Source organism: Paenibacillus hunanensis (assembly GCF_014645615.1).
GTDB classification, from domain to species: Bacteria; Bacillota; Bacilli; order Paenibacillales; family Paenibacillaceae; genus Saccharibacillus; species Saccharibacillus hunanensis.
The window spans coordinates 36,723-51,903 of sequence record NZ_BMMB01000006.1 but is presented as its reverse complement, the minus strand read 5'-3'; the positions used below and the strand labels follow the sequence as shown (position 1 = coordinate 51,903).

Here is a 15,181-nt window from a genome sequence, read left to right as displayed (position 1 = left end):
TTATCACACAAAATTCAACAAAAAACGGAAGGTTTCCGCGCCTGGGCTACGGTCCTTCCGTTACATACAGCTTGAATGCTTACTGCTCGAATACCTACTAGCTCCAGCACTCAACTATTGGCACTAGCACGTTTTAGTGCATTCGTAACCAAGCATCATCAGCCTGCATCATCCCACTAAAGATTCATCTATTATGATGATTCGCTTACTGTCATGATACAGCTACCTATTAAATGTAGAACATATAATTGTCTTCTGCACCCTCGTCCTGATAGCTGATCAGATCCTTCAGCGTTGTCGAATCGATCACGCTGGCGATTGCATCGCGAATTTGCAGCCACAGATGACGCTTGGCAGCTACATCCTCATCGGTAAAATCTACGACGGAAATTGGCCCTTCCAGCACACGGATGATCTCACCCGCTGTGATGCCTTCCGGTTCACGGGACAAAATATATCCGCCATACGCACCGCGAATACTTTTGACCAGACCGGCATTACGTAGCGGAGCGATCAATTGCTCCAGATAATGCTCGGAGAGCTGGTTTCTTTCGGCAATGCTTTTCAGCGAAGTTGGACCTTCGCCAAAGCGCGATGCCAGTTCCATCATAATCGTCAAACCATAACGGCCTTTAGTTGAAATTTTCATTATCGCACCTCGTCTCATTTGACCAAAATCATGAACGATTGTTGCCTTATTGCTGTTGCTTTATTTCACTATCACAGTTATAATTAGCAGTTGCACATATGCTATGCATTTTCATCAATTCAGTGTATTCCGATCATTTTTCTATTCTATCGTAACATAAACGAATACCGTTTGGGAAATGGATTTGCTGTATATGTGGAAATTGTAATCATCTATGGTGCAAGGCAGCCAACCAATGCACCGCCGGCACTTCAATCCGGTTCAATTTTAGTGTTAGTGATCTTCTAACACGAGTTGAAATGAAAAAAGGATTTTTGCGAAGCAAAATATCCAAATTGATTAAACGAGGATGTGATATGCAAATGGCAAAAGCAATCTCCGAAACCCGTGTCGTAGTCGGTATGTCCGGCGGCGTGGATTCTTCGGTCACCGCGCTCCTGCTCAAACAGCAGGGCTATGATGTAATCGGTATTTTTATGAAAAACTGGGATGACACCGACGAGTTCGGTAACTGTACCGCTGAGGACGATGCAGAAGATGTCCGCCGCGTGTGCGAACAGATCGGCATTCCTTATTATACGGTCAATTTCGAGAAGGAATATTACGATAAAGTATTCGCGTATTTCCTCGACGAATACAAGCGTGGCCGCACGCCCAATCCAGATGTCATGTGTAACCGCGAAATCAAATTCGGCGAGTTCCTGAACAAAGCACTGGATCTGGGTGCAGACTATGTAGCTACCGGTCACTATGCACGCGTAGTTGAGCAGGACGGACAATTCACCCTGCTACGCGGCGTTGATAACAATAAGGATCAAACGTATTTCCTGAATGCGCTGAATCAACAGCAACTTTCCCGTGCGATGTTCCCGATTGGACATCTGCCGAAGCCGGAGGTTCGCCGTATTGCAGCAGAAGCGAATCTCTATACAGCAAAGAAAAAGGATAGTACAGGCGTGTGCTTCATCGGCGAGCGTAATTTCCGTGAATTCCTGAGCAACTACCTGCCAGCACGTTCCGGTAATATGGTCGATATCGCGACTGGCGAAGTGAAAGGCAAGCATGATGGATTGATGTATTACACACTTGGACAACGTCAGGGTCTCGGTATTGGCGGTTCGGGTAATGGACAACCGTGGTTTGTTGCCGATAAGGATCTGGAACGCAATATTCTGTATGTCGTTCAGGGCGATGCACATCCAAGTATGTACTCGACTGGGCTGATTGCATCCGGTGTAAACTGGATTGATGGCAGCACACCAGCACCAGGAACAACGCTGCAATGCGCAGCGAAGTTCCGCTATCGTCAGCCAGATCAAGTCGTAACGATGACATGGCAAGAGGACGGCAATGTACATGTGCAGTTTGATGTACAGCAAAAGGCGATTACACCAGGACAAGCTGTTGTATTTTATGATGGTGAGGTTTGTCTGGGCGGCGGTACGATTGAAGTTGCTGAGAAAGTTCCGTATGAGGCGCTTGTGTAAATTTGCTTGTATAAATATTAATGATGCAACTTAAAAAGTCTGCTTTCGACTCCGTCCGATGGATGGTGCGAAAGCAGACTTCTTTGCTGTCTTTGCTGATTCATTAGAGCTTTGAAAGGCACAATTTATGGTTCGATTAAGTTATATTCTATTTTTCGCCTAGGTATACTGATCATGAACCAACCGCAATCATCTGCTACGCTTGTTGTTATAGTTGCTAGTTAGTCGTTAGTTGTATCAGATTCATTCATTGTACACATGTTGGTTGCTTTTATAATGGCCCTCTCCTTCTTCCACCGATGGAGCGATCCTTTTGTTGCCTATAGGCAAATGGTATAATGAGAGCAAAAAAGGAGATTGCCGCATGAAAGCCAAACTTGAAGATGTTGCCCGACTCGCCGGTGTCTCTCCGACTACGGTATCACGTACGATGAACAATCGAGGTTATGTTAGCGAAGCAACCCGAATGAAGGTGCAGAGCGCGATGGAAGAACTGAATTATTTTCCAAACGATCTGGCGCGCTCACTGTTTAGTAAGCGTACCCATCTGATCGGGTTGATTTTGCCAACCACTGCGAATCCGTTTTTCGCCGAGCTAACATTCCATATTGAAAATCTATGTGCGGCACAGGGGCTCAAAGTGCTGTTATGCAATAGTCTCAACCAGCTTGATAAAGAAGAGCAATATGCTGAAATGCTTATTCGCAATCAGGTGGATGGCATTATTGTCGGCACGCATAACCGCGGCATTTCTAATTATAAAAAAGCCAATCTAGCCGTAGTCGCGATTGACCGCTATCTATCAGGTACCATTCCGGTCGTCAGTTCTGACAATTATGAAGGCGGCAAGCTGGCTACGCAGCGGTTAATCGATCGCGGATGTAAGCATATTTTGCATTTTAACGGGCCTGCTGAATTGGAAACACCTGCGCAATTGCGTCGCAAAGCCTTTGAAGACTTGATGCAAGCGCATGGACTACCTCATCATACATATGAGCTGGAGCTGCCCTTAGATCGCGATCACCAGTTGTCGGTCATCCAACGCGCATTTGATGAACATCCTGAGGTGGATGGCGTATTTGCGAGTAACGATATGATTGCTGCTTCGGTCATTTATGAGGCAGGTGTTCGCCAGATGTCGATTCCTGATGATCTGAAGGTGATCGGCTATGACGGAACGACAATCGTCTCTTCGCTTATGCCGCAGCTCACTACAATCTGCCAGCCGATCGAAGACATTGCACGTACCGCTATTGAGGTATTACTGCGGGAGATTGAAGGAGAATTTGATGAGATCGCACATCAAACGATACTACCGGTACACATACGCGATGGTTCAACTGCCTGAGCTATTGAGGTGACTGGATAAGCGGGAAAATGTGTTGCCTGTAGGCAGAAATAGGTGTCTATTCTATCCTTATATCGTTTCGGCTACTTATGCTATGAACATGAATACAACTTAAAAACGATATCCCTATCGCATTATAAACATCAAGCCATATATATGAACGCCTTCATTGCAGAAGGCGTTTTTTGCTGTGCAGATTGCTGTCTGCTGTCTGCTGTCTGCTGTCTGCTGTCTGCTGTCTGCTGTCTGCTGTCTGCTGTCTGCTGTCTGCTGTCTGCTGTCTGCTGTCTGCTGTCTGCTGTCTGCTGTCTGCTGTCTGCTCAATTGTACTGACAGGCTGGGTTTTTGGAAGCGCTTTTTTATATTTGCATTACCAAAATAAATATAGTCAAACTTATACAAATGAACTTAGAAAATATATGCAAATGAGTATGGTACGAACCTCACAGAACGGAGGGAAGGAAATAAGGGGAATGGAGGACTTTTGAGCACGGGAATCTACAACGCTCTCTTAATCCGTAGATTCCTGTGCGAGACGGAGTCCATCCCCTTATTCCTTCCCGGAGTGGTGTATGCCACAACACAACCATATCAGGCTTGTGTACTCATCCTAATGCAATTAGCTATTTTCGTATACATGAGCTTGTATTCAGGTTCTACTAAGCACAATTTCAAGCATCATCTTTCTTCTGTCTCCTGTATGCAAGCGGTTGACATATGAAAGCGGTTGACATATAATTCGTCCAAGAAAGCACTTACATGAATGAAGGAGCGAATGATATGTCCGTATCCAAAAGTTTGTACTGGAAGCTCAGCCTTTACTTTTTCTTCTTTTTCGTATGCTGGTCGTCCAGCTATTCATTGTTCTCGATCTGGCTTGGTCAGGAGATGAAGCTGACAGGGACGCAAACCGGGCTTATTTTTTCTGTAAACGCTATATTTGCGCTATGTGCGCAACCGCTCTATGGCTACATTTCTGACAAAATCGGTTTAAAGCGCAATATTTTATTGTTTATTAGCTTATTACTTGTATTTACAGGGCCATTCTTTGTATTTGTCTATGCTCCATTACTACAGGTGAATGTATGGCTTGGCGCGATTGTGGGCGGCTTGTTTTTAAGTGTGGGCTTTCTTGCTGGAGTTGGAGCAATCGAAACGTATGTCGAAAAAGTAAGTCGCAAGTACGGATTTGAATACGGACGTTCCCGCATGTGGGGTTCGCTTGGCTGGGCTGCTGCTACATTCTTCGCTGGACAATTGTTCAATCTGAATCCAAATATTAATTTCTGGATTTCTTCGCTCTCTGCTGTCGTGCTTGTAGGCATTATTCTATCGATTCGCATTCAGGTAACGGAAAATGAGTTAGAAAAAGCTGCTTCCGTCAAAATCAAAGATATCGGCACACTTTTCACCCTTCGTCCATTCTGGTATTTCATTCTGTATGTAGTCGGTGTCGCCTGCGTCTACGGTGTGTATGATCAGCAATTTCCGATCTATTATTCATCCTTGTTCCCTACTCATGCGCTGGGCAATCAAGTATATGGTTACTTGAACTCCTTTCAGGTGTTTTTGGAAGCTGGCATGATGTTCATGGCTCCATTTATTGTAAACAAGCTGGGAGCCAAAAAGTCACTTATTCTCGCCGGGCTGCTGATGGCATTACGCATTATCGGTTCTGGACTTGTATTTGAGCCGATCGGCATTTCTGCTGTCAAGCTGATCCACGCGCTGGAATTGCCAATTATGCTGATTGCTATTTTCAAATACCTGGCAGCGCATTTTGATACACGTCTATCGTCGATCCTATACCTTGTCGGCTTTCAATTCGCTTCTCAGGTCGGGCAGGCGGTATTATCACCGATTGCCGGTTCATTGTACGATGATATGGGCTTCCGTCATACGTATTTGATCATGGGCGCACTGGTGCTGCTGTTTACAGTTATCTCCATTTTCACTTTGTTTAATGATAAGCAAAAAGCGTCTAAACTCAATCAGCCTCTTGAAACGACACAGCCATTAACGTAAGTGCCATTGTCTGGAGCGTTCAGCAAAGCAATCTCGCATTCGTGTATAGCGCGAGGTCATCGTCTGAGGTTGTACCACAATGAGCTTTTATGACAGAGTTGTCAGGTGGTTCGGTTATGCTATCGTGAATTGTTACGATCATGAGTAGATTCGGTCAACCTTTCGCGAGATGATCTCATTATGAAGCTATATTTACTATTTTGAAGGAGGAAATTCATTGTCTACTTTACATTCCCTACACCATGCCGCTCAGGCACTTCAGCTTGCTGGAGAGAAAATCAACCCGCAATATCGCCCTGGTTACCATATTGCTGCTCCTGCCAACTGGATCAACGATCCGAATGGGATGATTCAGTTTAACGGGGAATACCATGTCTTTTATCAGCACCATCCGTATGACGAGCATTGGGGTCCCATGCACTGGGGACATGTGAAAAGTACAGATTTGATTCACTGGCAGCATTGCCCGATCGCACTTGCACCGGGTGATGAATGCGACCGGGATGGTTGCTTTTCCGGTAGTGCTGTTGATGATGACGGCGTGTTGACGTTAGTATATACGGGTCATCACTATACTGATCGGGAAAAAGACCTGTTCACGCAAAATCAAAATATTGCATTTAGTCGCGATGGCATTCATTTCCACAAATACGAAGCCAATCCGGTCATCGCAGAGCCGCCAGCAGATAGCGCCCACCATTTCCGTGATCCTAAAGTATGGAAGCATGGCGATACATGGTATATGGTGCTTGGGAACGCAACGCAGGATGGTCATGGACGCGTCATTCGCTATCACTCTTCTGATTTACGCCAATGGACGTATGATGGCATTCTTGCTGAAAGTGATGGTACACTCGGCTTTATGTGGGAATGTCCGGACTTCTTCGAGCTGGACGGTCGGCATGTGCTGCTAATCTCCCCTCAAGGCATCGAGCGCAAGGAGGATCGCTATCTCAATCTGTTCCAAACGGGCTATCTCATTGGTGATTATAATTATGACGCAAATGATTTTCAGCATGGCGAATTCCATGAACTGGATCATGGTCATGATTTTTATGCGGTACAAACGTTGCTGGATGATCAAGGTCGCCGTATTGCAATCGGCTGGATGGATATGTGGGAATCGGATATGCCGACCAAAGCGCATGGATGGGCAGGGGCATTAACATTGCCACGTGTGCTAAATGTGGATTCCAGTGGACGACTGCTGATGAATCCGGTTGAAGAAACGAAGCTTCTTCGTCAGGAACAGTTTTCGCTGGGTGAATCCTTTACAGTGACTGATTCTTATCGCACGAATATAACCGAATCATTGCTGGAAATTCGCGTTTTGTTCGATTTGAACAACAGTGACGCGGATAAAGTAAGTTTGACACTGCATAGCGATGCCAGTGATCAAACGGTCATTATGTATGATAATGTAAATGAAAAGCTAATCCTTGATGCTTCGCAATCCGGTAAACCGCAGGATGGCATTCGAACAGCACCATTGGCAAAGGCCGCATTGTTGACATTACGTATTTTTGTCGATCGTTCTTCAATTGAAGTATTTGCGAATGATGGACAAGCAACATTGACGAGCCGTATCTACCCGCAGGGAAATGGCGCCAGTATGGAACTGACTGCAACGGGCGGACAGGCGCAGGTTCAGGAATGGACATGCTGGTCACTACGTGATATCTGGCAAACTGCTACTCCGCATACCGATACTACTATTTCTTAATCATGGTTAATAAGCCAAAAGCTCTTTTATGATCCGTTATACCTTTTACAGGGGGATCGACGGGTATACATAGAAGAGCTTTTGGTTTTATTTTTGTCAGGTATGGCTTACGTATGTGATGAGTAAAATTGCTGCTTATAAAATCCCCATATAACGAATCTCGATAGATTACATTTCCATACATTAAATATCCGTGTAAGGATTCCTGTCACTACCCGTACTTTCGTTACATTATTTGATGTGGAACAGCACCAATGAGCTAAGAAATCGATGCAGATTCAGGTTTCATCACCTCGGGAAAATCCAACTTGATATTGGAACGTGTTAACGTATTGCGCTCATCTCATGCCCCAGCCAGAGTCCCACGCCTGCAAGCACGACCCCACCTACATATGAAAGGCACAAATAACCAATCAGCACCTTATGTTGCTGCTTCAAATGAAGCTCTATATTTTCCAGCTTGAAGGTAGAGAAGGTCGTATAGCTACCCATAAAGCCTGTCCCAATTAATAACTGCCAGTGACTACCTGCTCCAGAGCCGACAAGCATGCCGAGCAAGAACGATCCGCTCAGGTTAATAAGTAGCGTTGCCAGTGGGAAATCCATTGGCCAGCGCTTTTTCATCCAACGAGAAAATAGAAAGCGCGCCAGCACGCCAAATACAGCGCCGAGTGCAACAAATCCAATATTAACGAGCATTAGTACGTGCCTCCTTTCGAGCTAACAGGCGTTCACTGCATACAAAGCCGAGCCATGTAAAGAGCAGACCACCGATCAGACTTGCTCCGATGTATAGCAAGGCAGTGATATACATTTGGTGTTCGATGAGCTGAATACTTTCCAGACTAAAGGTGGAAAAGGTCGTATATGAGCCGACAAAGCCCGTTCCGATCACAGTAACCATATTGGAGGACACACGCGGCAAGCGCGCGAGATAACGCATCACAATTGCCAGTAGAAAGCATCCGGTCAGATTGAGCATCAATGTTGCTAATGGAAATCCGTGACTGGGGATTAGCATTCCAATCAGATAACGACATACAGCACCTACAACACCAGCCAGAGCTACCAGTACATATAGCATAAGTCCACTTCCTCTTCTTCATTCTCGTTCTCGTTCTCGTTCTCGTTCTCGTTCTCGTTCTCGTTCTCGTTCTCGTTCTCGTTCTCGTTCTCGTTCTCGTTCTCGTTCTCGTTCTCGTTCTCGTTCTCGTTCTCGTTCTCAAATGATACGGATCGATCAGGAATATACAACTATACATCCCAATCGTTATCTTCACCTCTAACGCACAAAAAACTCCTACCTGAACAAAACATGGATCGCCCATGCTTACAGGTAGGAGTCATTAGCTGATGTCAGCGGTTTATGGCGAACTCCATCGCCGATTACGTTATTCCTATCATACTGTATCCGGTTCGATGTGTAAATATGTATACATCCATCCTCTGCTCCTTCAACCTCACGATCTATCTCGCTATCTTCATCTATATAGTAGAAAAGGGAAATCGATAGTGGTGCAGATAACTCCGTATGAGTTATGATGTTACTACATTAGCAAGTATAGCAAGGCAAATCTACATATGGAGTGGTGTACAATGAGCGATGATCATGAACAACGCCGCAAAAATCTAAAAGTGATTCAATTTGATAAAGATTCCAACGATCTGGTTGAGCTGGAAAAACCAATTATCACATTTGACGATGTGGGCGGTATGGAAGACATTAAAAAGAAAATTCGTATGAACTTTATTTTGCCACTCAAGCAGCCCGAGCTATTCGCTGCCTATGGTAAGCAGGCAGGCGGCTCGATTCTACTTTATGGGCCACCAGGCTGCGGGAAAACGTTTCTTGCGCGCGCGGTAGCAGGCGAGATTAATGCTAGCTTTTTGCATCTGGAATTACAGGCAATCCTATCCATGTATGTAGGCGGTAGTGAGCATAATTTGCATGATGTATTTGAAAAGGCGCGCGCAGAATCGCCTTGCGTTCTCTTTATCGATGAGCTGGATGCGCTCGGCGGCAGTCGTCACAATATGCGTCAGCATCATGATCGGATGCTGGTGAACCAGCTACTGCTGGAGCTAGATGGATTAGCGAGCTTTAATGAAAATGTATTTATTATTGGAGCTACGAATACGCCGTGGTATCTGGACTCGGCGCTACGTCGACCAGGACGGTTCAACAATCTGCTGTTCGTCTCACCACCAGAAGAATCCGAGCGCAGCACGATTCTCGATCTGAAGCTACGCGATAAGCCTGCCGATTCGATTAATTTTAAAAAGCTCGCCGCGAATACAGCGCTCTTTTCTGGAGCTGATCTGGAGCAGCTTGTACGCGATACGATTGAGATTGCACTGGAGCGAGCGATGGAAACAGGTGAGATTCAGCCGCTGACAGATCTGGATTTCAATCGTGCTCTCAAAACGCGTCAGCCGTCTACAACCGAATGGTTCGCTACAGCGCGTAATTATGCAACATTTAGCGATACAAACGGGGAATATACTGCTGTGCTCGATTATATTAAAAAGCATAAAATCCGCTAGTCCATGCTGCCGAATCGTTATTCTACGTATAGGATCAACGATCCGGTAGCTATTTTATGATCAGAGGAGCCGCTTATGAGTAATTATACGAACGAGCCTGATCTGTCTGGCCTTCGGTCGGAACGGATTGAGCGTCTTTTGGAATGGGAGCGCTATGACGAGGCATTGCGTGAAGCGGGTGAGTGGCTGCGCGAGGCACCCGAAGAGCCTGAACCTTATAATGCGCTGGCAACCATTTATATGAGTATGGAAGAGCTCGACCAATCGCTGGAAATGACAGCTCAAGCGCTGCGTATGGAGCCGGATAATGAGGATGCCTGGTCGATCCGTGCTTTCGTTTATTATGATCAGCACAATTGGGAGCTGATGCAGCCTGCGGTAGAAGAAGTGCTGCGTATTAATCCTTATCGCGCGCATATGTATTATCTGATGGGCAATATGTACAATACGAAGGGTAAATTTCAAGAGGCAGCTGAGCAGGTCAAGGAAGCGCTACGCATATTGCCAAGCAGCGGACTGTATCTAGCGTTATATAGTTATGTGTTAGCGAATATGAATCAGAAACAAGCTTCGCAGGAAGTCGCGATGGAAGCATTACAATATGATCTGGAGCAGCCGCAAACCTTTATGTATCTGGGCTGGGCGGCAGAACGACGCGGCGATGCCAAAACCGCCAAGCAGATGATGGAGCAAGCGATTCGGCTGGCGCCAAACAATGAGCAGATTCGCACCGAATATATGGAGGCGCTGCAAAAGAACTACTGGTTTTATCGTATTTTTACGTTACCGTTATTTTTACGTAAGCTAAAACGCTGGCAATTGCTGCTGATCTGGTTCGTTTCATGGCTGCTATTCCGTCCACTGCTCATCGTGATGATCCTTCTGTATATTGTGAGTCATTTACTCAGTAAAGCGTTTGTTCACTTGCAGGTATATGGCTGGCATCGCGCTCCGAAAAGTAGAAAGAAGATGAAAAAGAGGTAGCTAAGAACGAAGTACTTTATTATTAAGCGCATATCATAGCAAAAGCCCGACGTTTCGATGTGAATCGGATTCACATAGAAGATGTCGGGCTTTTCGGCATGTGTGGAGTTTTTTAGATATTTCTGTATATAGCATGCTTAGCTAGTACACCATATTGGGTTCATGCCAAGCTTTGCCGCCACGTATAGAAACATGGAATTTGTCATTCGGTTTCTATAGAAGCATCTGGTTTATTGTATATTTTTATATCGGGACACTGTATTAAATGGATACTGTTGTGTCTGTTGTGTCTGTTGTGCCTCAAGCATCCCACGCTATTCCCTTAATTCTTCCCGCGTCTTCGCTCTTGATTGAGCTTGATCTTCGATTCATTGCCCTGCTCGGTCGCTTTGTAGAAGACGCGTCCTGATAGGTTTTTAGGCAAGTATTCCTGCTCTACATAATGATTCGGGAAATTATGCGGATACTGGTAGCCCTCATGTCCGAGCTGAGCGGAGCCTTTGTAATGCGTATCGCGCAGATGTAGTGGCACCTCTGCCGACTTGACGTCATCCATCGCCGACATCGCTCGTGAAATAGCGGTATATACCGCATTCGACTTCGGACTTTCAACTGCAAACAGAATCGCTTGCGCGATATTCAGCTTCGCTTCTGGCCAACCATTCGTACGATACGCATCGAGCGCGCCCAGTGCCTGCACCATCGCCTGTGGATTCGCCAGTCCGATATCCTCACTACTCGCCGCGATCAGACGGCGAATGAATGTCATCGGGTCCATGCCCAGCTTCTCGACCGCATACAGGAACCAGAATAATGCAGCATCACTGGAGCCGCGAATACTTTTATGAAAAGCAGATAGCACATCGTACTGGGTCGACTCATCCGCACGTACAATCGGGCGGCGAATCGATTCCTCTGCCACCTCCAGCGTAATATGGATCGTACCATCCTCCTGCGGTGGTGTCGTAAGCGCAGCTAGCTCTAACGCGTTTAGTGCGCGCCGAACGTCTCCATTTGCCATCGATGCGATATGCTCCAGCGCAGCATCATCGGTCTGTAGCTGCATAAAGCCAAGTCCACGCTCCGCATCATCCAGTGCACGACTCATCGCAATTAAAGAATGCTCCCGACCGAGCGAATGCAATTGGAATAAGGTCGAACGACTCATCAAGGCACCATTTACATAATGAAATGGATTCTCTGTCGTTGCACCGATAAAAATAATCGTACCCTTCTCCACCGCTGGCAGCAATGCATCCTGCCTGGAGCTATTAAAACGATGCACCTCATCTAAAAATAAAATCGTCTTCGTGCCATATAATGATTTGTTCGTTCCAGCACGCTCAATGACCTCACGTACATCCTTCACCGTCGCATCGACTGCATTCAAACGTACAAACTCACCCTTCGTATGACGGGAAATAATATGCGCGAGCGTCGTTTTCCCACATCCGGGTGGCCCATATAAAATAATCGAGGATACTTGATCCGCTTCGATCGCTCGGCGTAACAGCTTACCAGGACCAACGATATCCTCCTGCCCGATATATTCATCCAGCGACTGCGGACGCATCCGATCGGCAAGCACACCCATACCATCCGCAGCCGTATTATTTTGTTCGTTAAAGGAGAACAGGTCCATGGAATCACGTCCTTTTATCATATCCGGCAAATGCACGGTGTATATTATCATGTTGCTTCCATAATCGTGAAGGCTTTACAATCTGCCTTTACTATTTTACCACTCCACGCTTCGATTGAAAAAGAAAGAAGCCTTCTGTCTATATACCGTTATCAGCGTCTAGGCTTCATCTGTTTCCATAGGGAAGGTCAGACGAAGTATCGTGCTGTTAGAGTATACAGAACAGAAAAGCTTCTTTGCCGAGCTAGTCATATAATTTCATGTACGATCTTGTACTGTAGCTTGATTCGTTATATTGTCATCGTGATGAGATAGGTGGCTTTAAATTACATGTACCGTCATGTCGCAAGCTACGCGTGGTGCATATCAGCATTAGAACGCCTGAAGCATCCATTCGCAGCCAGCCATTTATCTCGTCATTATACCTCTACCGATTCCAGTTGCGGCTGACGTACATAATCCGGTAACTTCTCTCCGCATAGCAACCACAGCTCATGCAGTGCACGCGTGCAGCCAACATACAGTAGGCGCGCATCCCACGGATCATCGTGATAATGAGCTTGATCCACATCGGTCAATAGTACCGCATCGAACTCCAGCCCTTTCGATAGATACACTGGCAAAATGGAATGTCCACCCTGATACGTTGCTTTACCGCCGTCGATCAGATGCAGATCAAGTCCTGCGGCGGTTAGCTGCTCATGTAATTCCCTTGCTTCATGCAGTGTACGTGTCAGAATTGCGCTTGTACGGAACTCCTTCGCTTGTAGCTCCTGCCAGCGCTGAGCGATCACCTCTACTCGCTGTGGAGCAGGGCATTCTAACAAGCGTACCGGGTCACCACTACGGAAGACAGGCACCGCTGTAATCCCATTGCGTACACCATGCTCCAGAATAATATTCGCAAATTCAATAATCTCCATCGTGGAGCGATAGCTTCGTGTCAGTGGGAAATAATCTGTCTGCTCGCTATTGAACAGACTGCTCATCTCCTGCCAGTCATGCACACCACGATACGCGTGAATGCCCTGCGACAGATCGCCAAGAATCGTAAACGAGCCCCCACGCACATACTGATTCAGCAAGGCAACATGAAATGGTGAAAAGTCCTGCGCTTCGTCAATCACCACATGGTCAAATCGATGCTTGCTATCCATCTCATGCAGAAGCGTATGAATATATACGAGTGCAGGCAGGTCTTCATCGCGAATACGATCTTTTTTCAGCTCAGTCGAGACTGCCTTGAGCATACCTGCTGGTAATTGCGACCAGATCTCTTCCAGCTGCTCTGCGGTCACAGCACTTTTGCCTGCTTTGAACAATTGCTTGTACAGTGCGATTGGTTCGTAGCGTGGCCATTTGGCGGCGTATGATTTTTCACGCTGTGCTGCCTTTTTGCGGCGTTCCTTACGAATCGCCTCGGATGGTGCTTGCTTCAGCTCCATCTCAATCCAGCGATGCAGCCTTGCAAGTACCCGTTCCTTACGCCGTGCCAGCGGATACGGACGATACTCGACATTGTACCATTCCAGAATCTGCTCTCTCGTCAGCACCTTGCCATCCCATGGACTAAAGTCTTGCTCTGGCACCGAATGCTGCTCCAGCAGACCGACATATTGCTGTAATAGCTCCATAAATGCCAGCGACCCTTTATACCGCGATGGCGTAGCATCGCTCACGTCCGGGCGTGTGGTCGTCTCAAACCATTCCTCATACGTTTCTGACTGAGGCACCAGACGAATATCGCTTTCGAGCAGCTGCTGCGCCCAATCAGCAAAGGTGCTTTGCTGAATATCGCCTACACCGAGCTCTGGCAGCACTTCGGAAATATAATCTAAAAACATGTGGTTCGGTGCAAAAATAATCATACGCTCTGCCGATACCTGCTCCTGATACTGATACAGCAGGAAGGCAAGGCGATGAAGCGCTACCGTCGTTTTACCACTACCGGCAACGCCCTGAATGATTAACGCCGTATTTTTGGCTGCGCGGATAATACGATCCTGCTCTGCCTGAATCGTGGATACGATATCCCGCAGTTTGTTATCTTTATTTTCGCCTAATCGATATACGAGAAATTCATCGGTCACGACAGGCTCGCTACTTTCACGATCATACGTATCCGCAAGTCGTTCCAGCATTCGTTGTCGAATGACCAGGTTACGCTTGAGAAATACAAGCCCCTGTACGATTCCTTCCGGTGCTTCGTACTCGGCGATCTCTTCCCCACCGGTGAACGAGTAAAACAAGCTCGCTACGGGTGCTCGCCAGTCAACGACGAGTGGTTCTTCATCAATCTCGGTTTTGCCCACACCCACCTTGCCGATATACAGCGGGCGACGTTCGCCCTGCTCGCCTTCCGCAAAGTCGAGTCTGCCAAAGTAAGGCTCTCTTGCACTCTTCGTGAGTGTCTGCCGCTGCTGCTCACGCCCTGCCTCCAGCACCTGCTCGGTGAAATCATGTCCGGTATAGACCGGAATGTCCGTCAGCCGCTTGAGCTGCGCGTCTACCTCTTCCAGCGTGAGCAGCAGCTTGCTGTGCTCTTCTTGATAGGCACTTTGAAAATCCTTGTCCATTTCAGTTACCTCCTAAGAACATCGTTATGTGTCCCCTGTCCCGCAAATAACGAGCAAAAAGCACACCCAGTCCGCTCCAAGACCATGAAGGTGATGGAGTGTTGAATGTACTTTTCATATGTTTGCGCTTTGTTTATAGTTTGAGCCATAAAGTTATCCGTGCGCATCATCGGTTCGATGCATTTCGGAACAAAGGATGTTTA

13 protein-coding genes and 1 riboswitch are annotated in these 15,181 nt (G+C 46.7%); of the genes, 6 read left to right on the top strand and 7 right to left on the bottom strand.

All coding sequences use genetic code 11. The features are described from left to right. Positions 1-229 precede the first annotated feature (229 nt). Positions 230-649 (bottom strand): cysteine metabolism transcriptional regulator CymR, encoded by a 420-nt coding sequence (cymR, locus tag IEX62_RS13840; protein WP_188776133.1) that lies wholly within the window; start codon positions 647-649, stop codon positions 230-232. A gap of 362 nt (positions 650-1,011) precedes the next feature. Between cymR and mnmA the strand changes: the two genes are divergently transcribed. Then, positions 1,012-2,136: a tRNA 2-thiouridine(34) synthase MnmA gene (mnmA, locus tag IEX62_RS13835; protein WP_188776132.1), complete on the top strand. Its 1,125-nt coding sequence runs from the start codon at positions 1,012-1,014 to the stop codon at positions 2,134-2,136. 364 nt (positions 2,137-2,500) lie between these two features. Beyond that, on the top strand, positions 2,501-3,484 hold the full coding sequence (locus tag IEX62_RS13830; protein ID WP_188776131.1) for a LacI family DNA-binding transcriptional regulator: 984 nt from the start codon (positions 2,501-2,503) through the stop codon (positions 3,482-3,484). Between the two features lie 166 nt (positions 3,485-3,650). Here IEX62_RS13830 and IEX62_RS24115 read toward each other — a convergent pair whose 3' ends face one another. Continuing rightward, the gene (locus tag IEX62_RS24115; protein WP_373289143.1) at positions 3,651-3,809 is read right to left on the bottom strand and encodes a hypothetical protein; all 159 of its coding nucleotides are present in this window, start codon (positions 3,807-3,809) and stop codon (positions 3,651-3,653) included. Positions 3,810-4,264: 455 nt separating this feature from the next. Between IEX62_RS24115 and IEX62_RS13820 the strand changes: the two genes are divergently transcribed. Then, positions 4,265-5,509, top strand: coding sequence for an MFS transporter (locus tag IEX62_RS13820; protein ID WP_188776129.1), 1,245 nt, complete (start codon positions 4,265-4,267; stop codon positions 5,507-5,509). A gap of 217 nt (positions 5,510-5,726) precedes the next feature. Beyond that, positions 5,727-7,232 (top strand): glycoside hydrolase family 32 protein, encoded by a 1,506-nt coding sequence (locus IEX62_RS13815; RefSeq protein ID WP_188776128.1) that lies wholly within the window; start codon positions 5,727-5,729, stop codon positions 7,230-7,232. A gap of 324 nt (positions 7,233-7,556) precedes the next feature. Here IEX62_RS13815 and crcB (IEX62_RS13810) read toward each other — a convergent pair whose 3' ends face one another. Genes crcB (IEX62_RS13810) through IEX62_RS23805 form a run of 3 tightly spaced genes read right to left on the bottom strand, consistent with a single transcriptional unit; the run spans position 7,557 to position 8,486 of the window. After that, positions 7,557-7,931, bottom strand: coding sequence for a fluoride efflux transporter CrcB (crcB, locus tag IEX62_RS13810; protein ID WP_188776127.1), 375 nt, complete (start codon positions 7,929-7,931; stop codon positions 7,557-7,559). Then, a complete protein-coding gene (gene crcB, locus IEX62_RS13805) occupies positions 7,921-8,316 on the bottom strand; it encodes a fluoride efflux transporter CrcB (RefSeq protein ID WP_188776126.1) in 396 nt (131 codons plus the stop codon). The genes crcB (IEX62_RS13810) and crcB (IEX62_RS13805) overlap by 11 nt, the downstream gene beginning before the upstream one ends. Further along, entirely contained in the window at positions 8,298-8,486 is a 189-nt protein-coding gene (locus tag IEX62_RS23805; protein ID WP_229685783.1) for a hypothetical protein, read from the bottom strand. The genes crcB (IEX62_RS13805) and IEX62_RS23805 overlap by 19 nt, the downstream gene beginning before the upstream one ends. Positions 8,487-8,562: 76 nt before the next feature. Next, positions 8,563-8,625: riboswitch (Fluoride riboswitch) on the bottom strand. Between the two features lie 203 nt (positions 8,626-8,828). On the opposite strand from IEX62_RS23805, the gene IEX62_RS13800 reads away from it, so the two are divergent. Then, on the top strand, positions 8,829-9,776 hold the full coding sequence (locus tag IEX62_RS13800; RefSeq protein ID WP_188776125.1) for an ATP-binding protein: 948 nt from the start codon (positions 8,829-8,831) through the stop codon (positions 9,774-9,776). Positions 9,777-9,851: 75 nt separating this feature from the next. Beyond that, positions 9,852-10,760 (top strand): tetratricopeptide repeat protein, encoded by a 909-nt coding sequence (locus tag IEX62_RS13795; RefSeq protein ID WP_188776124.1) that lies wholly within the window; start codon positions 9,852-9,854, stop codon positions 10,758-10,760. Between the two features lie 322 nt (positions 10,761-11,082). Here the strand turns inward: IEX62_RS13795 and IEX62_RS13790 are convergent, their stop codons facing one another. Together IEX62_RS13790 and IEX62_RS13785 are read right to left on the bottom strand one after the other, a co-directional pair. Beyond that, the gene (locus IEX62_RS13790; protein ID WP_188776437.1) at positions 11,083-12,402 is read right to left on the bottom strand and encodes a replication-associated recombination protein A; all 1,320 of its coding nucleotides are present in this window, start codon (positions 12,400-12,402) and stop codon (positions 11,083-11,085) included. A gap of 419 nt (positions 12,403-12,821) precedes the next feature. Further along, a complete protein-coding gene (locus tag IEX62_RS13785; RefSeq protein WP_188776123.1) occupies positions 12,822-14,978 on the bottom strand; it encodes a HelD family protein in 2,157 nt (718 codons plus the stop codon). Positions 14,979-15,181: the final 203 nt, after the last annotated feature.

What these genes read in the sequence shown, in the direction of transcription:
- cymR (WP_188776133.1), bottom strand. Translation starts at nt 649, where the DNA reads ATGAAAATTTCAACTAAAGGCCGTTATGGTTTGACGATTATGATGGAA.
- mnmA (WP_188776132.1), top strand. Translation starts at nt 1,012, where the DNA reads ATGGCAAAAGCAATCTCCGAAACCCGTGTCGTAGTCGGTATGTCCGGC.
- IEX62_RS13830 (WP_188776131.1), top strand. Translation starts at nt 2,501, where the DNA reads ATGAAAGCCAAACTTGAAGATGTTGCCCGACTCGCCGGTGTCTCTCCG.
- IEX62_RS13820 (WP_188776129.1), top strand. Translation starts at nt 4,265, where the DNA reads ATGTCCGTATCCAAAAGTTTGTACTGGAAGCTCAGCCTTTACTTTTTC.
- crcB (WP_188776127.1), bottom strand. Translation starts at nt 7,931, where the DNA reads ATGCTCGTTAATATTGGATTTGTTGCACTCGGCGCTGTATTTGGCGTG.
- crcB (WP_188776126.1), bottom strand. Translation starts at nt 8,316, where the DNA reads ATGCTATATGTACTGGTAGCTCTGGCTGGTGTTGTAGGTGCTGTATGT.
- IEX62_RS13800 (WP_188776125.1), top strand. Translation starts at nt 8,829, where the DNA reads ATGAGCGATGATCATGAACAACGCCGCAAAAATCTAAAAGTGATTCAA.
- IEX62_RS13795 (WP_188776124.1), top strand. Translation starts at nt 9,852, where the DNA reads ATGAGTAATTATACGAACGAGCCTGATCTGTCTGGCCTTCGGTCGGAA.
- IEX62_RS13790 (WP_188776437.1), bottom strand. Translation starts at nt 12,402, where the DNA reads ATGGACCTGTTCTCCTTTAACGAACAAAATAATACGGCTGCGGATGGT.
- IEX62_RS13785 (WP_188776123.1), bottom strand. Translation starts at nt 14,978, where the DNA reads ATGGACAAGGATTTTCAAAGTGCCTATCAAGAAGAGCACAGCAAGCTG.